The sequence below is a fragment of the Bacillus cereus group sp. BfR-BA-01408 genome, assembly GCF_022663305.1.
GTDB lineage: Bacteria > Bacillota > Bacilli > Bacillales > Bacillaceae_G > Bacillus_A > Bacillus_A pacificus.
Map to the genome: position 1 here is coordinate 68,613 of NZ_JAKUFF010000004.1, position 20,768 is coordinate 89,380.

The window sequence follows — 20,768 nt, forward strand, 5'->3', positions numbered from 1 at the left end:
ATATTCACAGTCGAAATAATTAGAATATTCTTATTTAAAGTGCATTTTTTTCCTTTTTATCATATAATTAGAAAAATAAATGCAGTGTTGTTTATTTTCTTATGGACCTATTCACCTTTTTACTTTCGTAGTTATATAAACTTCAACAAAAGGGGGATTTTTTATGAATTCATTCGAAAAAATAACATTATATATTCTTAGTTTTCTTTTATACCCAATCGGTATTATTACATGGATCATTTCACTCTTTAGTAACGATCTTGAAAAAAAGAAAGTAGGGCGTATTTGTCTCTACGTTTCTCTAGTCTCATTCGTCCTTTTCTTAATTCTTGGAATTGCAACTTTCCTTATGACAGCTACTTTTAACGTCGATCTGAATCATTCAGAATCTATCGAGTATCAAATAAATGACGCTGAATAAAGATAAGAGCATTGTTCTTATCTTTATTCACATCTCTTAAAAAATGAATGACTATTTATTAATTTTTCAGGACTTCCACATGCTACAATACTTCCTTCTTTCATGATGACAACGCGATCTGCTAGTATTACTTTCTCTACATCATGTGTCGCCACAATTCTCGTGACCTCGCCTCCCAGCCCTTCTATCATATTCCAAACAATTTCTTGATTGCTCGGATCTAATCCGGCAGTCGGTTCATCTAAAATAATAAGATTTGGATTTGAAACAGTTGCTCGCAATAATGCAAGACGTTTCCTTTCTCCTCCCGAAAACTCTTCACCACTTTTATGTAATACAGTTTGAATCCCTTCAGGCAAGTCCCTAATAATTGATGTTCCATTTACAAGTTCAATATTTTTTTCTAACTGGTGTTCTATATACTCTTCACCGAAATACATATTCTCTTTTACTGTCGTCCGAAAAAAACGTGGTTCTTGCCACACTGTAGTCAATCGAGCCTCATTTCCATAATAAGCAACGCTACCGTTAGATGGTTTATACAAGCCTGCCATTAATTTTAAAAGCGTTGTTTTTCCTGCACCACTTTCTCCTACAATCATAATGAGTTCACCAGGTTTAATTTGCAAATCAATATTATAAATTCTGCATTTCTCTTCATCATTCTCCTGAAATGAAACATTTGTTAATGTCATCCCCATCGCTCTTTCTACATTACTATTTGCCACTCGCTTATCTAAAAAGGAAAAAACTCTATTTGCCGAAGCAATTGCAACTTGTGTCATCATTAATAAATCGCCCACATAACGGACAGGGAAAAAGAGCATTTCAATTGTCGCTAACACTGCAACAAGTGAACCAACTTCTATTTCCCCCTTCATTATTTTTTGCACACCTATAATGAGAACAACGATATATGCTCCTGTTTCAATCACCGTTCCAACTACCCCAATGCAATGTTGCATCATCGTCTTCTTTACTTCTGTTTTATAAGATTGTGCTGTTACTCTCTTAAATAAGCGAATGGCCCACTTTTCTTTTTGTAAACTACGCAAATCTTGTACTCCTTTTACAAACTGTGACACCATCTCTACAACAGTTGACTGATTGTTTTGAGCAATACTTGCAATATTTCTTACCTTTTTCCCCATCAATATCGGAACCGTTGCACTTAAAAATAAAAACGGAGTTACCCACAATATAAACTGTATATCTATATGTTGTAGTGCTATGAACGCACCTATAAATTGTGCAATGGCATGTATATATTCTATTAATATAGAACCATATAATCTGACCCAGTTTGGAATATCAGACACAACTAACGTTTCTAACTCTCCTTGTTTGATTTTCTCACTCTCTTCAAATGGTAATAAGAAAAAATGGCGCAATACATCTATACGCTTCTTTTGCAATATTCGTTGACTTGCTTTTGAGCTTACATAATCAAATGAAAGATTGTTCACCCACATCAACAAGCGGCTAACTGTAAACAAAGTAATGTAAAGATACGCTCCCTTCAGCTCTCGTTGAATTAGGTTATCTACAATTAGTCCCATGAATAGTGGACGAGATAGATTTAAAATAGCTGCAAAAATCCCACTGCATACAGCTGCTATTACTAATATTTTTTCTTTCTGTAACGGTAACAAAATTCTTTTATATTCTTTCATAATATCCCCTCCATTTTTATAGTAAAAAGAAAGGGATGAAACCAAATGGTTTCATCCCTTTCCATAAAGTGAAACTTTAATCAGTGGGGGTTTTCTTCATCCCCCACTGATTATCAGCCCTCACCAATCGGACTTTTATGGGCAGCCCGCCCCCCACCTAACTTCTTTGCTTTCGCTGCATTTTGAGGTGGGGGTCTTACTGCCCATTAAAGTCGGATAAAATAAGGAAGCTAACAGTTGTTAGCTTCCTTATCATTCATTTCAATTGTTTAGTTTGACACTTTAGACTCTTCAATTTTCTCACGAAGAACCATTTGTAAGATACCACCGTGACGGTAGTAGTCAATTTCAACTTCACTATCGAAACGAGCTACTACTTCAAATTGTTTTTCGTTGCCATCTGCATCAGTTGCAACTACTTTTACAAGATCGCGTGGTTTAACTGTTTTGTCGATTTGAATTTCAAATGACTCGTTACCAACAAGACCTAATGTTTCAGCGCTTTCACCATCTTTAAATTGAAGCGGTAATACGCCCATTAACACTAAGTTACTGCGGTGAATACGCTCGAAGCTTTCTGCGATTACTGCTTTAATACCTAATAAGTTTGTACCTTTTGCAGCCCAGTCACGAGAACTTCCCATACCGTAATCTTTACCTGCAACAACTAGAAGGCCTGTGCCGTCTTCTTTATATTTCATAGCAGCATCATAGATTGATGTTACTTCACCAGTTGGCCAGTATGTTGTATATCCGCCTTCTGTGCCTGGTGCAATTTGGTTTTTAATACGGATGTTCGCGAATGTACCACGCATCATCACTTCATGGTTACCACGACGAGAACCGTAAGAGTTAAAGTCAACTGGTTGTACGCCGTTTTCTAATAAGTAGCGTCCAGCTGGTGTATGCTTACCGATTGAACCTGCTGGTGAAATATGGTCTGTCGTTACAGAGTCACCAAATTTACCAACTACGCGTAAGCCTGATAACGTTTCAACTTCACCTGGCTCTTTAGATAAACCTTCAAAGAATGGTGGATTTTGAATGTATGTTGAATCATTATCCCAAGTATATAAAGCTTCGTTTGAAGTTTGGATTTCATTCCAACGCTCATTGCTATTAAATACTTGTGCATATTCTTTTTTGAACAGTTCAGATGTAACAACGCTTTGAACTACATCTTCAATTTCTTTAGCTGATGGCCAAATATCGTTGAAGTAAACAGCATTGCCATTTGCATCTTTACCGATTTCATCATTTTTCAGGTCAATATCAACAGTACCTGCAAGTGCATATGCCACAACAAGTGGTGGTGATGCTAAGTAGTTCGCTTTTACAAGTGGATGAATACGACCTTCAAAGTTACGGTTACCAGATAAAACAGATGTTACTAATAAGTCGTTTGCTGCGATTGCTTCTTCTAATTCTGGCGCTAATGGACCAGAGTTACCGATACAAGTCGTACAGCCGTAACCAACTGTTTGGAAACCTAATTGATCTAAATATGTTGTTAAACCAGACTTATCTAAGTACTCTGTAACAACTTTAGATCCTGGTGCTAATGATGTTTTTACGTATTCAGGTACTTTAAGTCCTTTTTCAATTGCTTTCTTCGCAACTAGACCTGCTCCAATTAATACGTACGGGTTTGATGTATTTGTACAGCTTGTAATTGCAGCGATTGCAATTGCACCTGTTTTCATCGTTACTTCTTTATCTTCTAATGTAACCTTCACCTCTTTATCGAACTCTTGCTCATTAAATCCAAGTCCTTGTGTTCCAACTGGTGCTACAACAGCTTTGTGGAACGCATCTTTCATATCTGAAAGTGGAATTAAATCTTGTGGGCGTTTCGGTCCAGAAAGGTTAGATTCAATTGTATTTAAATCAATTTCAACAAGATCAGTGTAAATTGGATCTTTGCTGTCTGCTGTATAGAATAAACCGTTTGCTTTACAGTATTCTTCAACAACTCGAATTTGCTCTTCATCTCTACCTGTTAAACGTAAGTATTCTAATGAAATATCATCGATTGGGAAGAATCCACAAGTTGCGCCGTATTCTGGTGCCATGTTTGAAATTGTTGCACGGTCAGCTAAAGGCATGCTCTTTAGTCCATTACCGAAGAACTCAACGAATTTACCAACTACACCTTTTTGACGTAATACTTGCGTTACTTTTAATGCAACGTCAGTTGCTGTAGTACCACTTGGAAGTGTACCAGTTAATTTCACACCGATTACTTCAGGTACTGGGAAGTATGAAGGCTGTCCAAGCATTCCTGCTTCTGCTTCAATACCACCAACGCCCCATCCAAGAACACCGATACCGTTAATCATTGTTGTATGTGAGTCTGTTCCAACTAATGAATCTGGATATGCAACTAAGTCACCTTCCTCATTTTTCACAGCGTGAACAACTGGTGCTAAATATTCAAGGTTTACTTGGTGTACAATACCTGTAGCTGGTGGAACTGCACGATAGTTATCAAATGATTTTTGTGCCCAGCTTAAAAATTTATAACGTTCTTCATTACGTTTAAACTCTAAGTCCATGTTGAATGCAAGCGCGTCTGCCGTACCCGCTCTATCAACCTGTACAGAGTGATCAATTACAAGGTCTACAGTAATTTCTGGATTAATTTTATCAGGATCCCCACCCATGTCTGCCATTGCTTTACGAAGCGAAGCCAAATCAACAACAGCTGGAACACCAGTGAAATCTTGTAAAATTACACGAGATGGTTTAAATGGAACATCGATATCTTGCACATCTTTCGTTCCCCATTTCGCTAAATTTGTAACATGCTCTTCTGTAATTACACGTCCGTCTACTTGACGAAGTACTGACTCAAGTAAAACTTTCACGGAATATGGTAATTGAGATACGTTGCCAACCCCTGCGTTTTCAAGCGCTTTCAAATCATAATAATGATACGTTTTTCCATCTACTTCAAAAGTTGCGCGTGATTGAAATGGATTATGTTTGACCATTATGTTTCCCCCCTGTTAAACGTGACTAAGTTGTCTGAATATAAAATGTAGACAAACTTTTCAATACCTTACGATAATATCTTATTACAACTTTCTAAATAAGTAAATAATAAGAAACTTATAGATTATCATAAGTTTTCTTTATGTTTCTAAATTTGAATAGTGTTCATGCTCCTTATGAATACTATTACCATAAAGTAAAGTGCTCTATTAGCGCTTTACTTACAGTTCATACATACTATGAACTGCTCATCATTCAACTTACAAAAAAAGTTATAGAGGTGAAATAAAATGGGTAAAAGAAAAGCAAATCATACTATTTCAGGAATGAATGCGGCATCTGCACAAGGACAAGGTGCTGGTTATAACGAAGAGTTTGCAAATGAAAACTTAACTCCTGCAGAACGACAAAATAATAAGAAACGCAAAAAGAACCAGTAACGAAAAATCCCAAAAGGAACATTCACCTTTTGGGATTTTTTCTAATGTTTATAACGTAACAATTCCGAAACCTTTACAAATCGATAGCCTTGCTTTTGAAGCTCCGGTAAAATTTTTGCTAGCGCTGCTACTGTTTGACTACGATCATTTCCTCCATCATGTAACAATACAATATCTCCGCTTTTAGCATTTTTCACTACATGATTTACAATGGATTCAACACCTGGATTTGCCCAATCACGTGGGTCTTGGTGCCATGACCATAGTACAGTTTGATACCCAGCTTCTTTCGCTGTTTTAAATACAGCATCGTTAATATATCCACCAGGTGGACGGAATAACAAAGGTTCTTTTACCCATTTTTCAAAATATTTCTTTCCATCTAAAATATCTTTTTTTAATTTTTCATCTGATGAACTATTCGCATATAAATGATTCATCGTATGATTTCCAATTTCATGTCCCTCTTTCAACACTTGTTTTACTAAATATGGATTTCGCTGAACTCGAAATCCGATCATAAAAAATGTTGCTTCCGCTTTATATTGACGTAATAAATGTAAAACTTGTGTTGTATAAGTTGGATCTGGTCCATCATCAAATGTAATGGCAATAACCTTTTCATTATTAGGTACTTCCCACGTTACATAGCCAGTTGGTTCTAGCTCTTTTCTGAGCAACATTTTCGCTTCCACTTTTTCCACTTGAAATATATGTACTGCGCATAGTAAAGAAAAAATTACTAAAAAAACTTTCTGTTTTAGCATAATATTCATTAAAGTAAGAGATTGTCGAATACCAACAATCTCATTTACTTTTCTAATTGATCTACATTTCGCATAATGTTTTGGAGATTACTTTCATATTGCTCAAGTTGTGGACGTTGTGTTTCTGAAGCTACCTCTAGTGCATTTTGAATTTGTTCATATGCTTCCTGAACCTCTTGGCGTAATTCTTTTAAATCATGACCGTAGTTTGGATCATTTTTCACAATGTTGTTAAATGCATTTTCTGCTTGTGTAACGCCTTGCTGCGCTGCTTGAAAAGCTTGTTGCTTATCTTTATGATATGGCATTATACAATCCCCTTTCCATAATAGTTAGTCCCACTTATCTTTACCTTTTTTTCTAAAAACATTCTCGTATAAATTTGCAAACTTCTCTCATTCTAAAAAGAAAGAGGAGGTGTCACAGACAATGAGCAAAAACAATCGTGAAGCGAAAGAAAAAAAAGGACAACCCGAACCATTAAGCGGATCTCATAAAGTAAAAAACCGTAACCATTCACGCCAAAAACATCATGCACATCATGATATGTAAAACACAAAATGCACACTAGCTACCTTTTCCACATACAATGTTTATATTTTTCCATTTATTCTTCACCCCTACTTCATTCATGCATAACATAGTATGAATTGAGATTTTACGGAGGGTGTCTTACATGGGCAAGAAAAAGAAGGATTGTCTTTTTCATGTTGATGGTTTCGAAGAATGGATGGATCAGTTTTGTTCTGATTCTTGTAGCAACTTTAGTTTCCCAAATCAAATTCATATTGACCTTTGTGAAACGGAACAAGAATACATTTTGGAAACAGATGTACCAAATGTAAAAGAACAAAATGTAGTCATTAAAAAGATGAAGACAGGCCTAAACATTTGCATACTTCATAAAAATATTTCTTTGCAGAGAATCATTCCTTTACCCGATAATATTATTTATAAAAAGATGCTAGCCTGCTTAGAGAATGGATATTTAGCCATTCATATTTCCAAAAATGAAGTTGCTCATAAACATGAGGAAAAAGTTCTTTTTCAAATTGAGAATTAAAATAAAGTAAAACTTTAACCAACAGGAGTTTTACTGCCCGTTAATAGCGGGATAAATACAAAAATAAGCCCCAGCAGGTGACTGGGGCTTATTTTATTTCGCATGTAATTCTATATTAGAATTTCCATCATATCTTTTTTTCAATAAACTTTTCGTAACTAACAGCACTGGAAACGCTACAGTTGAAAATATAGCTAGCGCTGAAAATACTACAAACCCATTTTGGTACCCGTAATAATCGAGAAGTACGCCCCCAAACCACGGACCAATTACTGCTCCAATTCCCGAAAAGCCCATCGCCCCGAAATATGTTCCTTTTAGATGCGCGACAGCAATATCATCAATAAATACATCCGTCATTGAAAACATTAAGACTTCTCCAATTGTAAAAATAATTGTGCAAATGGCAGCACCTAGCGTAGATTCTATTATTCCAAATCCAAACAATCCTCCGCTCACAAATAAAGTTCCAACCATAATGGATACTAACGGTGTATACTTTTTACATATTTGAATAACAGGGTATTGAATTACGACTACAACAATCGCATTTAAAGCTAACATATATGAAAATACTTTCACTCCATCCTGGAATATATGTGCATTTGCAAAATATTGAGATACCGTCGTCGTCAAATGTGAAAAACCACAATTACTCAAAATAATACCGACTAAAGCAACTAAAAATACTATATCTTTTCGCAATATACGCATTGCATTTAGCATTGTAACAGGTTTTTCTGTACTCACTTTCTTTTTTTCCATTGGATACTTCTTAAATTGGAACGCTAGTATAGCTGTATATAGAATATATACCCCAGCTGCTACTAAAAAAGGAATTGTTGATTTTGCACTTCCAATCTGTAGTCCAACAATTGGTCCAATTGCAACTCCAACATTTATTGCACCATATCGCAAGTTATAGACGAGTAACCGATACTCAGGCTTTGTTAAATCTGATAATAATGCTCTTGATGTTGGCTCAAAAAACGACCTACATAATCCATTTAAAGCGTTTAATAAAAAGAAACTTAAAACATGATCTGCAAGTGAAAAACCTATAAACACAAACATCCAAACAATCATGGACCAGAGCATAATCATTTTCCGGCCAAATCGATCTGATAAATTCCCTCCGATAAAACTAGCAAAAACACCAACAAGTGCACTCGTTCCAATAATAGCACCAGTCATTCCAGCTGATACACCTTTAACAGTCGTTAAATAAATCGCTAAAAAAGGGATACTCATTGACGTGGCGAACCTCGCAAATAAAGTCCCTATTATAATTGTCATTCCTAACGGATGAATATTTTGTAACTTCCCCTTCATCTTAAAAACCTACTCTCCCTGTTATCACATAAAAAAAGAAAGCAAAGGATCTGCTCTCTTTTCCCTTTTTATACTTGAGTTGTTGATACCCGAGCTGTTCTCGTTATATCCATATCTATGCCATATGTAAACTGTAATTCTTTACAAACATCTTTAATTAAAATTGCTACATTATACTTTTCATTAAATTGTAAAACGATGTTTTCTACTTCTTCATATGTATACTTATATTCTCCTGTAATAACACTTTTTAGATCAAAGCATTCATTTATACAAAGTTGCACAAGCAGCTGGTCATATTTCTCGATTACATCTTCTTTCTTCCACATTACCTCTTTTACATATAACCGATCAAACTTCACACTTTCTCGATTACAATCCGTTAAAATCCGGGTCATTTCATTTAATTCTCGATACAATTCAGAAATATTTTTGCTTAAACTAAGCAGTTTATCTACGCCATTTTCATATAACATATTCATTCCACCCCCGCATTTTCTTTTTCTTATTATAGCAAGAAAATTCTAAAAAAAGCTTCTTTCTTCTGAAATATTAGGAAACTAATTTCGATTGCTTTACAATGAAACTAGTGAACACGAAAGGGGAAAGAAAATTGGAGCAAAAATTATATTACACTGACGCTTATAAACAAGACTTTACTACAAAAGTTATAAAGCAAGATTATGATAAAGACGGTAACTTATACGTTGTTTTAAACGAAACGGCATTTTATCCGACAGGCGGCGGACAACCACATGACACTGGAACTTTAAATGGTATTGCTGTACTCGATGTTGAAGAAGTCGATGAAGAAATCCGCCACTTCATTACAGAACAATTACATACAGAAGAAGTAGAAGGTAAAATTAATTGGGAGCGTCGTTTTGATCATATGCAACAACATGCAGCTCAACACATTTTATCTGCTGCTTTTTGGGATCATTTTAACATACCTACGATTGGATTCCATCTTGGTAGAGAAACGGTAACAATTGATTTAGAAACAGAAAATCTGCATACAGAAACAGTTGAAAAAGCAGTACAAATTGCAAACAATATAGTTTTTGAAAACCATCCAATCCGTATAGAGTGGATGAACTTAAAAGAAGCGAAAACGTTACCCCTTCGTAAAGAACCGACTATGACTGAAAATATACGCGTTGTTATGATCGAAAACTTTGATTATAACGGCTGTGGCGGAACACACCCGAAACGTACTGGTGAAGTAGGTCCTATTCAAGTTCTTAGCTGGGAACGCAATAAAGGTGGCATACGACTAATGTTTATCGCTGGCTGGCGCACACTAAAACTTGTGGGGCAACAGCAACAAATTATGAAGGATGTTTCCAAACAATTAAACAGTAGCGAAAGTGATATTTCAGCAAAAGTAGCACAACTGCTTACTTCTCAAAAAGAAAACGAAAAAACAATACAAACAATGACTGAAAAATTATTATATGCAGAGGCAAACGAACTACTTCAACACCCTACCGAAATACATGCTGGCATACTTATTTCTAAAATGTTTACAAATCGTTCTATGCAAGAAGTCTCAAAGCTTTCTGCTATTATTACAGAACAACAAGAGCACGCCATTACATACTTTGTCATTGAAAATGATGACAAACTACAATGCATCCTTGCTTGCGGAAAAACAGTCACGCTCGATATGAATGCTCTGTTAAAAAAGGCACTTCCTACAATCGAAGGAAAAGGCGGCGGAAATAAAAAGAGTGCGCGCGGCGGCGGAAAAGCGGTTATGACTGGGGATGAGTTTTTAAATCAACTTGTTTCTTCTTTACAGTCAGCAGTGTAAAACATGTTTATGAAGGATAGCTAACGGCTATCCTTCAACTATATTTACAGGCCTACATTTTGTTTCAAGCCTTGATAACTCCCTGCATTTGCAAACCCTTCATTTACCAATTTTATAAAAGTTTCCGAAAAACCATAATGACTTAATTCGTTAATCGGTACCATTTGCACATCATGAATTGGATTATGATCAAACTCATTAGAAGGTAGCGTAATTTCTCCCTCGATCCTTTCAAGCAGAAACGTAATATGTAATAAAGATGGCCTAACATCTGGTTTATCACAAACATAGAGTAGCTTCTTAATTTTAACTTCTAACCCTGTTTCTTCTCTCATTTCTCGAATCATCGCTACTTCTAACGTTTCACTATTCTCTACCCTTCCCCCAGGTAAAGACCAATTGCGATTAGCTACTTTTTGGTTTACTAGCAATAACTTTTCATCTTCAATTAAAATTCCAGTTACACGAACTTGCATTACATTTTCCATATATAATCTCCTCTTCCCGTTATATTTACAAATTAATCCTTCCACAAAAAGAACATACGTTTTATAATTAAAGAAAATTATGGAAGAAAGAAGTTGTTACATTCATGCGTCCACCTTTAACAAAGTTTATATCACTTGAAGATTTCCAAAACTATTATTGGTTAAAAGCAGAACTCCAAACATTTTGTCGTGAGCATGGTTTGCCAGCTAGTGGCTCTAAGATTGAAATAACCGAGCGTATCTCACATTATTTACATACTGGTAAAATATTAAAAAACAGCTCTGTTCAAAAGGTGAGTAAAGCTTCCCTCCCTTATAAAGACCTTTCTCTTCAAACAATTATTACTAACAATCACCGCTGTAGCGAAGGTGTTCGTGCTTTTTTCAAAGAAAAAATCGGAGCAAACTTCCGCTTTACAGTAGCTCTTCAAAAGTTTTTTAAAGAAAATGTTGGCAAAACATATGAAGACGCGATAACGTTTTGGTATGAAGAGAACGAACGAAAAAAAGATCCTACTTATAAAACAACTATCAGCCCGCAGTTTGAATACAATCGCTTTACTCGCGACTTTTTCGAAGATCCAAATAACAAAGGGAAAACAAAAGCTGATGTTATCGCTGCTTGGAATGAAATAAAAGCAAAACCTGGTAGCAATGCTTATGTTCCTCAAAAAGTAGAAAACTAGTTCCTTTCTAGTCTTCTACTTTCTCAAATAATAAAGCAAGCCCTATTCCGCCCCCAATTCCTAACGTCGTAATTCCATACTTCATATACTCTCTTTGCGCTTGATAAAACAAACGTGTTACAAGCATAGCCCCAGATGCACCGTACGGATGACCGAGCGCAATTGCACCACCATTTACATTTAATTTCTCGTACGGAATTTGTAACGTCTTTGCACAAGCAACAACTTTTGAAGCAAATGCTTCATTTATTTCAAAATAATCAATGTCCTCTACTTTCATATTCATTTCGTTTAGTAATTTGTTCACCGCAAATATTGGACCAGTCCCCGGAAGGTTGGGATCTACTCCAACTACAGCACTGCGAACAAAACGAAGAACAGGCTTGTATCCTAATTTTCGAGCTTGCCGCTCTTCCATTACAAGAACTGCACATGCCCCATCATTTACACCACATGAATTCCCTGCCGTTACTGTACCATTTTGTAAAAATGCAGGTTTTGTTCTTTTAATCATTCGTTCATAATTCATTTCTAGCTTTATAGATTCATCTAATAATCCATTAAAAGACGTTATTTCATCATGTATATATCCTTTTTCTAACGCTTGCAGTGTTCGTTTATAACTGAGGCAAGCATACTCGTCTTGCATTTCTCTCGTAATGTTATCACGTTCTGCAACATATTCAGCCGCTACCCCCATACTAGGATCGCCAATTGTTTCCGGTGAGAATCGCGCTCTATTTTGAAAAGGTGACGTACTTGTACTCTCTACTCCTCCTGCAATATAACAATTACCTGCCCCGCCTTGAATGAAATGACATGCGGTGCGAATCGCTTCCAATCCGGCACCACATTGCCGATCAATTGTTACTCCCGGAATATGATAACCAAGTCCTGCTTCTAAAGCAGATAATCTCGCAATATTCCCTCCTGGTCCCACAACATTCCCTAATATAACATCGTCTATTTCTCTCTCAATCCCTTTACTTAAAAACGTAAGGAGTGGTGCTGCTAATTGCTGAACTTCATAATCTTTTAACATCCCATTCTCCTTGCCAATGGGTGTTCTTTTCGCCTCTACAATAACTGCCCTATTCATATATTTTCTCCCGTTTTTCAATCATACTTTTTGCTACCATACGAGCAATCTTTCCACTATTTGTATAAGGTATTTCATCTACAAAATGCCATTCTTTCGGTATTTTAAACGAGGATAATCGTTGTAAGCAAAAACTCTTTAATTGTTGCCTCGTAGCACTTCCTTTGACGATGGCGACAGGCTTTTCACCCCAATAACTATCATTCACACCAACTATAACTATTTCATCTACAGCTGGATGTTCATGTAATACACTTTCTATTTCTTCTGGAAAAATATTAATTCCTCCAAATAAAATCATATTCTTTTCTCTACCTACAATATATATAAAGCCTTCTTCATCTTCATAGCCTACATCTCGCACTGTCATCCAGCCATCTACATTCAATTCTGGAACTACAATCCCACTTAATATGTAACCCATAAAAAACTGATCACTTTTCACATAAACAGTTCCTACCTCACCTTTCTGTACTTCTTCACCTGCTCCATTACATATTCGAACTTGCACATTGTGACAAGGTTTCCCTACTGAATTTGGCCTTCTTTCACTCTCTTCATCAACTAATGCTGTTACAAAACTTAGTTCCGATGCACCGTAAAATTCATATTTTTGCGCATAAGGAAATATACTCTTTATTTTTTCTTTCGCCTCAGCTTCCCATTTCGCTCCTGACGAAATAATTTTCAATGTATTTTCTATTACTCTTTTTTCTTTATATAAAGATTCTAGCATTGTCGGAACTGTATACATGACCGAATTTTTTTCCGTTTCTAACTTATCCAACACTTGATTTGGAATAAACTTTCTCATAATATGCACCGTTTGTCCTATATATAATGCACTTATTGCCCCGTATAAAAAAAGAGAATGAACGAGCGTTCCAGCTATTAAAATAGAATCTTCCTTTTTCATATGAAAGTCATGTACATTACAATCAAAGCTATGAATCCACGATTGTTGTGCACGTAAAAATGCTTTTGCCTTTCCAGTCGATCCTGATGTAAACCCCATATAAAAAGGAGCATGTTGTACATTTTCTACAGGATAATATGCAGGCAGTTTGTTCTCTATCATTCTTTTCCACTCATCAATTTCTATTACTCTTCCTTCCTCTCCCGATATATCATTCAACTTATATCGTTCCGTCACAATCATATCCGGATTACTGATTACTAGTCTTTCCTTTAGCTCATCCTTTTTCCATTTTATATCTAATGGCACACAAACCCATCCGGCCATAGCAGCACCAGCAAATAGTTGTAAAAACTCGATACGATTTTCTAATACAATTGCTATCGTTTTATTCTTTGACTTTTTTTCATCCAACCAGCTTGCTACTTTACACACTGACTCAAACCACTCTTTATATGTTAAAACTCGATCATTTTCCTTTATTGCTATTTTATTCGGTTGTAAGGAAGCATGCTTTTTATATTCTTTTGTAATCCCCATATGAGACGTCCTTTCTCTTAAAAATAATAAAAAGAAACACGCAATGAGCGTGTTTCTTCTCTTTTTCATCCCGCATTTGTATATTTCCCACTCTTTAAAGCAGGCGTAATAATATGTTTCAATGAACGGTGTAATTTTGTTACAAGAACTGCTGCAATAATTGCTTTTATACAATCCCCTGGTAAGAACACAGCACTTACTTTCATCGTCTGCCATATAGAAATATCCATTACGAAAGCTTGTACAATAATACCAAATACATAAACTACGAAAATACCACCAATTATATTAATGCATAATACTTTTATTATAGAAACTTCACGTAAACACTCAATTAAATAACCAATGACAAACGCTCCAGCAATATAACCAAGTAAATATCCTGCACTTGGCCCAACAAATACACTAAGACCACCGCGTCCACCAGCAAGTAATGGTGCTCCAACTCCTACTATAAGTAAGAAAACAAGTTGACTTAATGCACCAAGACGTGATCCTAACAGCCCACCAGCAAGCATAACACCAAGTGATTGTAATGTAATTGGAACTGGTGTAATAGAAAGAGCAATCGGAGGTATTAACCCTAACACTCCCATAATAGAACTAAATAAAGCGACGAAAACTAAGTTTTTTGTATTCATATTTGCTTCTCCCATTTGTAAACTGAAAATAATTTTCGGATAACATATTATAGAAGTTATATTATATTTCTATCTAGAATTTGTCAACTTGTTTTCATAATAGGTTTACAAATATGAATTCCATTATTCCCCTTTACGCAAATGCTCAAGTTCTTTCCGAAGCGCTTGTTTTAAAAACTTCCCAACAGATGTTTTCGGTATTTCTTCCATAAATACAATATCGTCTGGCAACCACCACTTTGCAAACTGCGGTTTTAAAAACGCATATATTTCTTCTTTTGTTACTGTACTATTTTTCTTTTGAACAACGCAGGCAACTGGTCGCTCTTGCCACTGCGGATGAGGAACGGCAACGACAGCTGCTTCAAATATAGCATCATGTGCCATTAAAGCATTTTCAAGGTCCACTGAGGAAATCCATTCTCCCCCACTTTTAATAACATCTTTCGTACGGTCAACAATTTTCACGCAACCTTCCTCATCGACTGTGACAACATCTCCTGTATATAACCATCCATCACGAAAACCTTCGACAGTACGCTCATCGTTATAATAGCTTTCAGCGATCCATGGTGCTCGTAAACAAAGTTCTCCCATCTCTGTACCATCCCACTTCACTTCACCATTTGTACCGACTACTTTCATCTCTACACCAGGTACAAGATACCCTTGTTTTGATCGAATTTCTAATTGCTCTTCATACGATAATTCTGTTTCATAACTTTTTAAACGCGCAAGTGTTACGAGTGGGCTCGTTTCCGTCATACCATATGCATGGATGAAAGGAACATTATGTTTCTGTTCAAATGCTTTAATAACACTTTTCGGTGCAGCTGCACCACCACATAGTATTCTCGTCATACTAGATAAATCGTAACTATTATTTTCTAACTCTTGTAATACACCGAGCCAAATTGTCGGCACACCAGCAGCTAACGTCACTTTTTCAGATTGGATCATTTCTAATAAAATTTTTGGTGTAAACATCGGTCCTGGAAGAACTTGTTTTGATCCAAACCACGTAGCAGCGAAAGGAAGTCCCCAAGCATTCACATGGAACATCGGTACAATCGCCATTGCTGCATCACTTTCCGATAAAGCAGCTGTATCCGCTAAACCAAGTGCCATACAATGCAATACAGTACTACGATGCGTATATACAACACCTTTTGGATTTCCTGTAGTCGCCGACGTATAACACATACCAGCAGGTGTGTTTTCATCAATATCTTTTACAAATTGGAAATTTGGATCGCCTTCTTCTAATAGCTTTTCATAATGATATACAGGTTCTAGCGTAGTATTTGGAAGTTCATCTTTATCAGTCATAATAATGTAAGCTTGTACAGCTGATAGTTGTGATTGAATATTTTCAACGAGCGGTACGAGATCTTCATCTATAAGTAGAATGCGATCTTCTGCGTGCTGAATAATATATGAAATATGTTGAGGAGATAAACGAATATTAATTGTGTGCAAAACAGAAGCAATACCTGGAATAGCAAAATACGCTTCCACATGTCGATGATGATTCCACGCTAACGTTCCTATACGCTCGCCTTCCTTAATTCCTAACTTTTTTAACGCACTGGAAAGCCTTCTCGTCCTTTCACCTAACTGCTTATACGTTAACGTCGTAATTGTATCATGTGTCCGTGAAACAATTTCTTTCTTTGAAAACAATTTTTCTGCTCTTTCCATCATAGAACTAATTGTTAGCGGTACATTCATCATCATATTGGTTATATCCCCCTTTAAAGCGTTTTCATTTTTCGTTTATTATAACAGACTCTCGTAAATAATTACGACATTTTTCTGTATTTTCTGAATTATTTCTTTGGAAATAATTCAGAAAATACTAAGAGAAAATATACTAAAATTCCTTCTTACGATATATAAATACCGAAATAACAAAAGAAAAGATATATATGATAACGCCAAATATTGTATATAGAATTGAAACGTATACAGATAAATTTAAATTTGATATTGGAAATTGTCCTATTAAATAGCCAATTACACTTTGTAATCCAAAATAAATAACAAGTCCCCCACATGCGCCTCCAATTGTAATAGCATCAGATTTTTCTGCTCCAAAAATATAGAGGAGTGGATAGGCTATTGCTCCGGCATTAAGGATGATGAACGTCCCTAAAGAAACACTCTTAAATATATCATCATCAATTAGCGTATCTGAAACTGAAGCATGTACGTAAAATATGCTATACGATAATAAAGTACCAATAATTACAACTATAAAATAGAAAAGGTAGTGACTTTGCACAATGTTATTTCTAGTAACCGGTAAAGTAAGTACATATTTTTCATAACCCGACTTACTCTCATACTTAATAACTTCAAGTGCAGGAATTGCAGCAAATAAGATAATGAATGTAGCAATTAAACGGTACATTGAAGCATTACCAAAATAAAAAACAAATCCCGATCCTAATATCGCTATTCCCATGAACGTAAAGAAAGTTCGATACACTAGATAATAGTTTGTCAATAATAAACCTTTCATTTATTTTTCACTCCTTGTTAATAAAACACTTATTTCTTCTATCGAAATGGTTCTATGAGCAATCCCATTTGGTAGTTTATGCACATCTGATACAAGTACATTGAAATAAGAACCATTATTCCTTTTCACCACAACTATATCTTTGTTGATTAAAGTTAGTTGTTCCTCATCAACATCTACAATGGCATAATTGTCTAAAACCTTATCCTTTTCTTCATTCAATAAAATTTCTCCATCTTTTATCACAATAAGGTGACTAGCTATTTTTTCTACATCACTCATAATATGTGAAGAAAGTAATATACCACCATTACTTTTATTCACAAAACTTTTTAATTCCTCTAACACCTGCTCCCTAGATGAAGGATCAAGACCTCCCGTCGCTTCATCTAGAATTAATAATTTGGCATTATGTGATAATGCAACAGCTATAGATAGTTTCATCGACATTCCACGGGAAAACCTACCTACTTTTTCATAAGTAGGTAAAGAGAAAGAATGAACTAATCGGTAAAAATTTTCTCTATCCCAAGAGTCAAACATCTTTTCAAAAACCTTATTTAGTTGTTTTATTGTAAGATGAGCCGGGAGATTCATAGCATCAAATACGACTCCAATCTTCCCCTTATTCTTGGCATCTTTATTTATATTTTCTTTACCAAATATTTTGACTGTACCACTATCTTTAGAAATTAATTGTAGTACTGTTTTAAAAGTTGTTGATTTCCCTGCCCCATTGTCACCAATGAATCCAACAATTGATCCAGACGGCACATTGAAAGAAACATCTCTTAAAACAACTTTGTTTCCAAATGATTTACTTAAATTTTCAATTTCTAGAAGATTTGACATCATTACACTCCTATCTTAATTTTTCATAAAAGTATGTTTTTTCCTATTAAAAATTATCCACTTTTTCTCTCACTTTCTTTTTCAGTTTAAAAATAAGACGATTACTATATTCTTTATTTTCTACTAAAATTCGATACACCTCTAATACTCCTAACACACGAACAAAAAGATAGACTCCAATTGCAATAAGTACAACACAGTACGGATAATACTGTACTAATTCTCCTGAAGTGATATGCTTTTTCTCAAACAAAAACGGGATTGCGCCTGCAGCTATAAAACAAAATCCAATGATTATTACTGCTGCATACTTTTTCTTAATAATCGCATATCTGTTTGTCAATTCTTTTAGAAAGTTTTGATCAAATAGTAGTTCTTCCTTTTTCAATACATTGTATCGACTCTCTTCTATCGTTACAGGTACCATCATTGCTCCAATTCCAAGGACAGCAATGATAATGACAAGGAATGTCGACATTGTTGCATTTTCTTTAAATAATAAATACGGAATTGTAGACAAAATAAGTAAACTAAACCCTAACGCTATATATTTTGAAATCTTTTGCCCGTACACTATATACCCTTCTGCCATTTCCTGACTTACATAATAGCCATCCACATTTTCATTACTTTGCTCAGCAGTTTCTTTTAATAAATAGTCGAGTGATACTTCAAATACATTTCCAATCATTATTAACTTTTCAGTTTCAGGAAAACCTTGACCGTTTTCCCATTTACTCACGGCTTGCCTTGTTGTGTTTAATTTTTCAGCTAATGCTTCTTGAGAAAGGCCCTTTTCCTTTCTTAATTTAAAAAGCTTTTCACCAAATCCCATATGTGTGTCCCCCTTTGTTTTCTTACCTAAATTGTATGTAAACATTGCACTTATCTCTATCTTCCTGTGGTTGCACTTTGTCAACTTACGGTTGCGATTGTGTTATATAGCGGTTTTATATACGATTTAGCTATTTTTCTTCTAAGATTGTGGCGTTAATAAATCATTCTCCCTCAATAACCAATTATAACAATTAAAGGTAATTACTGTTATAAAAAAATAAAAACTCCCTTATTCATTTAAAGGAGTTTTCGATATGAAATATTCCAAGAAGGGCTAATTTTCTTTCTCATATTAATTCACAATTTCTTCTATACATTTTTGCATGTTGTGCAACGATTAATAAGCATCCCACACAGTATATGTTGTCATCTCTTTATATAAGGCGTATTCATATATATATAAAATATTACTCCTATTAATTTCTCTAATAAAACCACTTCTCAATAATCATAACGGCTTCTGCTTAAACTTTTCATAATGTCGTACTTTTAATAAAAGGACATTCCCGCAATCTGTACAAATATAAGCATCTACCGGTGAAGATGTGAACATCGTCTCCTTTTTCCGTATTTGTGCATAACCGACAAACTCACCTTCTCCTATATTTTGAGAACCACAATTAGAGCATGTCTGCACGTCTTTCTGTTTCATGAGAGCACCACCTTTAATCTGTTTCTACTCCCTTCGACAGTTCACTTCCATTTCCCTTCCAAAAAACCTCTTATTCTCTTACATTTCAACAGGAATCTCAGAATAAACATCGTATATGTACTATGAAATATATTTATTGACGGAGGAACTTTATGAGTACGATTATGACGTTTAATACAGCTCAAGAAATTGAAAACGCAGAAATACATATGCTCTCTTCTAGATTAACGCTATTACAAGCAATAAACGAAAATCCAATGCAAGTACAAATGAAAAAGTTCGGTAGTGCCACTGCTTTTTCATCAAAAGTAATTGCTGGTCCGGCTTTTAATACGGTAAAAGGTATTACATTTACAAATACAGATGAGTTAGATGAAATTATCTCTTATTATCAATCACTACAAATCCCTTGTCGTTTTGAAATTACACCCGCTCAAGGTACAGCTGAACTATTTCATTACTTATCTGAAAAAGGTTTTTATCAATCTAGCTTCCATACCGCTTTATATAGTATACCGAGAAAAGATCCATCCCTTCTTCCTTCTAACATTTCAGTACGCCAACTAAAAGAAAATGAATTTCATATTTTTGCAGACATATATGTGCGTGGATTTAACATGCCATCCTTTACAAAAGATGGTGTGCGCCAAAATAACGAAATTCTTTATAATAAACCAGGATGGCATTTTTTCATAGCTGAAGTTCAAAATACCCCTGCAGGCATTGGTGTTCTGTACATAAATAATGGGATTGCTTCATTAGCTGCTTCTGCTACTTTGCCAGAATTTCAGCGTAAAGGCTGTCATACTGCCTTAATTCAAAAACGAATTGAGACAGCTATTGAATCCAATTGTCATTTAATAGTCGGACAAGCAAAATTCGGTAGCAGCAGTCAAAATAATATGGAACGTGCCCATATGAAAATTGCTTATACAAAATCAATATGGACTGCAAAAGACATGTAATTAACATTCCTTCTCCTTCCATTACAATCTTATACATTCTATGACAATTCCTTTTCTATACC

General features: G+C 35.2%; 22 protein-coding genes. 7 read left to right on the plus strand and 15 right to left on the minus strand.

The genetic code is table 11. The features are described from left to right. Positions 1-163: 163 nt before the first annotated feature. Positions 164-421, plus strand: coding sequence for a hypothetical protein (locus MR083_RS03930; protein WP_001083879.1), 258 nt, complete (start codon positions 164-166; stop codon positions 419-421). Positions 422-444: 23 nt separating this feature from the next. Here the strand turns inward: MR083_RS03930 and MR083_RS03935 are convergent, their stop codons facing one another. Continuing rightward, positions 445-2,094 carry an ABC transporter ATP-binding protein gene (locus MR083_RS03935; RefSeq protein ID WP_000666358.1) on the minus strand — a complete coding sequence of 550 codons (1,650 nt, stop codon included), beginning with the start codon at positions 2,092-2,094 and terminating at the stop codon, positions 445-447. A 269-nt stretch (positions 2,095-2,363) separates the two neighbouring features. Further along, entirely contained in the window at positions 2,364-5,087 is a 2,724-nt protein-coding gene (gene acnA, locus MR083_RS03940) for an aconitate hydratase AcnA (protein ID WP_000238580.1), read from the minus strand. A gap of 291 nt (positions 5,088-5,378) precedes the next feature. Between acnA and sspO the strand changes: the two genes are divergently transcribed. Beyond that, complete coding sequence (sspO, locus tag MR083_RS03945) at positions 5,379-5,528, plus strand: acid-soluble spore protein SspO (RefSeq protein WP_000518052.1); 150 nt, start codon at positions 5,379-5,381, stop codon at positions 5,526-5,528. A gap of 41 nt (positions 5,529-5,569) precedes the next feature. On the opposite strand, the gene pdaB is transcribed toward sspO, so the two are convergent. Next, positions 5,570-6,295 (minus strand): polysaccharide deacetylase family sporulation protein PdaB, encoded by a 726-nt coding sequence (pdaB, locus tag MR083_RS03950; protein ID WP_116733340.1) that lies wholly within the window; start codon positions 6,293-6,295, stop codon positions 5,570-5,572. 44 nt (positions 6,296-6,339) lie between these two features. Next, positions 6,340-6,603, minus strand: coding sequence for a hypothetical protein (locus MR083_RS03955; RefSeq protein WP_001146297.1), 264 nt, complete (start codon positions 6,601-6,603; stop codon positions 6,340-6,342). Positions 6,604-6,724: 121 nt separating this feature from the next. Here MR083_RS03955 and MR083_RS03960 point away from each other — a divergent pair, with 121 nt between their 5' ends. Continuing rightward, positions 6,725-6,847 carry a small acid-soluble spore protein P gene (locus MR083_RS03960; protein WP_000042141.1) on the plus strand — a complete coding sequence of 41 codons (123 nt, stop codon included), beginning with the start codon at positions 6,725-6,727 and terminating at the stop codon, positions 6,845-6,847. Between the two features lie 124 nt (positions 6,848-6,971). Beyond that, complete coding sequence (locus MR083_RS03965; protein ID WP_000516732.1) at positions 6,972-7,358, plus strand: Hsp20/alpha crystallin family protein; 387 nt, start codon at positions 6,972-6,974, stop codon at positions 7,356-7,358. A 93-nt stretch (positions 7,359-7,451) separates the two neighbouring features. On the opposite strand, the gene MR083_RS03970 is transcribed toward MR083_RS03965, so the two are convergent. Then, positions 7,452-8,690 carry an MDR family MFS transporter gene (locus MR083_RS03970; RefSeq protein ID WP_000676820.1) on the minus strand — a complete coding sequence of 413 codons (1,239 nt, stop codon included), beginning with the start codon at positions 8,688-8,690 and terminating at the stop codon, positions 7,452-7,454. Positions 8,691-8,758: 68 nt separating this feature from the next. Then, positions 8,759-9,166, minus strand: coding sequence for a hypothetical protein (locus tag MR083_RS03975; RefSeq protein ID WP_000965146.1), 408 nt, complete (start codon positions 9,164-9,166; stop codon positions 8,759-8,761). A gap of 137 nt (positions 9,167-9,303) precedes the next feature. Here MR083_RS03975 and MR083_RS03980 point away from each other — a divergent pair, with 137 nt between their 5' ends. Continuing rightward, positions 9,304-10,506 carry an alanyl-tRNA editing protein gene (locus MR083_RS03980; protein ID WP_153044251.1) on the plus strand — a complete coding sequence of 401 codons (1,203 nt, stop codon included), beginning with the start codon at positions 9,304-9,306 and terminating at the stop codon, positions 10,504-10,506. Between the two features lie 44 nt (positions 10,507-10,550). Here the strand turns inward: MR083_RS03980 and MR083_RS03985 are convergent, their stop codons facing one another. Beyond that, entirely contained in the window at positions 10,551-10,994 is a 444-nt protein-coding gene (locus MR083_RS03985; RefSeq protein ID WP_000432556.1) for an NUDIX hydrolase, read from the minus strand. 104 nt (positions 10,995-11,098) lie between these two features. On the opposite strand from MR083_RS03985, the gene MR083_RS03990 reads away from it, so the two are divergent. Further along, a complete protein-coding gene (locus MR083_RS03990) occupies positions 11,099-11,680 on the plus strand; it encodes a DUF6434 domain-containing protein (RefSeq protein ID WP_001247724.1) in 582 nt (193 codons plus the stop codon). A 7-nt stretch (positions 11,681-11,687) separates the two neighbouring features. Here the strand turns inward: MR083_RS03990 and MR083_RS03995 are convergent, their stop codons facing one another. From MR083_RS03995 to MR083_RS04030, 8 genes are all read right to left on the minus strand, one after another. Beyond that, the gene (locus tag MR083_RS03995) at positions 11,688-12,779 is read right to left on the minus strand and encodes an acetyl-CoA C-acyltransferase (RefSeq protein ID WP_242268598.1); all 1,092 of its coding nucleotides are present in this window, start codon (positions 12,777-12,779) and stop codon (positions 11,688-11,690) included. Continuing rightward, the gene (locus MR083_RS04000; protein ID WP_000513147.1) at positions 12,772-14,235 is read right to left on the minus strand and encodes an acyl-CoA synthetase; all 1,464 of its coding nucleotides are present in this window, start codon (positions 14,233-14,235) and stop codon (positions 12,772-12,774) included. The genes MR083_RS03995 and MR083_RS04000 overlap by 8 nt, the downstream gene beginning before the upstream one ends. A 65-nt stretch (positions 14,236-14,300) precedes the next feature. After that, positions 14,301-14,876, minus strand: coding sequence for a biotin transporter BioY (locus MR083_RS04005; protein ID WP_242268599.1), 576 nt, complete (start codon positions 14,874-14,876; stop codon positions 14,301-14,303). A 123-nt stretch (positions 14,877-14,999) separates the two neighbouring features. Continuing rightward, positions 15,000-16,613, minus strand: coding sequence for a long-chain fatty acid--CoA ligase (locus tag MR083_RS04010; RefSeq protein ID WP_000980170.1), 1,614 nt, complete (start codon positions 16,611-16,613; stop codon positions 15,000-15,002). Positions 16,614-16,749: 136 nt separating this feature from the next. After that, positions 16,750-17,400: an ABC-2 transporter permease gene (locus MR083_RS04015; protein WP_242268601.1), complete on the minus strand. Its 651-nt coding sequence runs from the start codon at positions 17,398-17,400 to the stop codon at positions 16,750-16,752. Continuing rightward, positions 17,401-18,252, minus strand: coding sequence for an ABC transporter ATP-binding protein (locus MR083_RS04020; RefSeq protein ID WP_000067336.1), 852 nt, complete (start codon positions 18,250-18,252; stop codon positions 17,401-17,403). 46 nt (positions 18,253-18,298) lie between these two features. Next, positions 18,299-19,087 (minus strand): helix-turn-helix domain-containing protein, encoded by a 789-nt coding sequence (locus MR083_RS04025; protein ID WP_000505618.1) that lies wholly within the window; start codon positions 19,085-19,087, stop codon positions 18,299-18,301. A 450-nt stretch (positions 19,088-19,537) separates the two neighbouring features. Continuing rightward, on the minus strand, positions 19,538-19,741 hold the full coding sequence (locus MR083_RS04030) for a hypothetical protein (RefSeq protein ID WP_000810212.1): 204 nt from the start codon (positions 19,739-19,741) through the stop codon (positions 19,538-19,540). Positions 19,742-19,893: 152 nt separating this feature from the next. On the opposite strand from MR083_RS04030, the gene MR083_RS04035 reads away from it, so the two are divergent. Next, positions 19,894-20,706, plus strand: coding sequence for a GNAT family N-acetyltransferase (locus MR083_RS04035; protein WP_000104260.1), 813 nt, complete (start codon positions 19,894-19,896; stop codon positions 20,704-20,706). Positions 20,707-20,768: the final 62 nt, after the last annotated feature.

Excerpts from the sequence above, each read along its gene's own strand:
- MR083_RS04020 (WP_000067336.1), bottom strand. The coding sequence starts at position 18,252 with ATGTCAAATCTTCTAGAAATTGAAAATTTAAGTAAATCATTTGGAAAC.
- MR083_RS03995 (WP_242268598.1), bottom strand. The coding sequence starts at position 12,779 with ATGAATAGGGCAGTTATTGTAGAGGCGAAAAGAACACCCATTGGCAAG.
- MR083_RS04025 (WP_000505618.1), bottom strand. The coding sequence starts at position 19,087 with ATGGGATTTGGTGAAAAGCTTTTTAAATTAAGAAAGGAAAAGGGCCTT.
- MR083_RS03990 (WP_001247724.1), top strand. The coding sequence starts at position 11,099 with ATGCGTCCACCTTTAACAAAGTTTATATCACTTGAAGATTTCCAAAAC.
- MR083_RS03955 (WP_001146297.1), bottom strand. The coding sequence starts at position 6,603 with ATGCCATATCATAAAGATAAGCAACAAGCTTTTCAAGCAGCGCAGCAA.
- pdaB (WP_116733340.1), bottom strand. The coding sequence starts at position 6,295 with ATGCTAAAACAGAAAGTTTTTTTAGTAATTTTTTCTTTACTATGCGCA.
- MR083_RS04000 (WP_000513147.1), bottom strand. The coding sequence starts at position 14,235 with ATGGGGATTACAAAAGAATATAAAAAGCATGCTTCCTTACAACCGAAT.
- acnA (WP_000238580.1), bottom strand. The coding sequence starts at position 5,087 with ATGGTCAAACATAATCCATTTCAATCACGCGCAACTTTTGAAGTAGAT.
- MR083_RS03930 (WP_001083879.1), top strand. The coding sequence starts at position 164 with ATGAATTCATTCGAAAAAATAACATTATATATTCTTAGTTTTCTTTTA.
- MR083_RS04005 (WP_242268599.1), bottom strand. The coding sequence starts at position 14,876 with ATGAATACAAAAAACTTAGTTTTCGTCGCTTTATTTAGTTCTATTATG.
- MR083_RS04035 (WP_000104260.1), top strand. The coding sequence starts at position 19,894 with ATGAGTACGATTATGACGTTTAATACAGCTCAAGAAATTGAAAACGCA.
- MR083_RS04010 (WP_000980170.1), bottom strand. The coding sequence starts at position 16,613 with ATGATGATGAATGTACCGCTAACAATTAGTTCTATGATGGAAAGAGCA.
- MR083_RS04015 (WP_242268601.1), bottom strand. The coding sequence starts at position 17,400 with ATGAAAGGTTTATTATTGACAAACTATTATCTAGTGTATCGAACTTTC.
- MR083_RS04030 (WP_000810212.1), bottom strand. The coding sequence starts at position 19,741 with ATGAAACAGAAAGACGTGCAGACATGCTCTAATTGTGGTTCTCAAAAT.
- MR083_RS03935 (WP_000666358.1), bottom strand. The coding sequence starts at position 2,094 with ATGAAAGAATATAAAAGAATTTTGTTACCGTTACAGAAAGAAAAAATA.
- sspO (WP_000518052.1), top strand. The coding sequence starts at position 5,379 with ATGGGTAAAAGAAAAGCAAATCATACTATTTCAGGAATGAATGCGGCA.
- MR083_RS03975 (WP_000965146.1), bottom strand. The coding sequence starts at position 9,166 with ATGTTATATGAAAATGGCGTAGATAAACTGCTTAGTTTAAGCAAAAAT.
- MR083_RS03970 (WP_000676820.1), bottom strand. The coding sequence starts at position 8,690 with ATGAAGGGGAAGTTACAAAATATTCATCCGTTAGGAATGACAATTATA.
- MR083_RS03960 (WP_000042141.1), top strand. The coding sequence starts at position 6,725 with ATGAGCAAAAACAATCGTGAAGCGAAAGAAAAAAAAGGACAACCCGAA.
- MR083_RS03965 (WP_000516732.1), top strand. The coding sequence starts at position 6,972 with ATGGGCAAGAAAAAGAAGGATTGTCTTTTTCATGTTGATGGTTTCGAA.
- MR083_RS03985 (WP_000432556.1), bottom strand. The coding sequence starts at position 10,994 with ATGGAAAATGTAATGCAAGTTCGTGTAACTGGAATTTTAATTGAAGAT.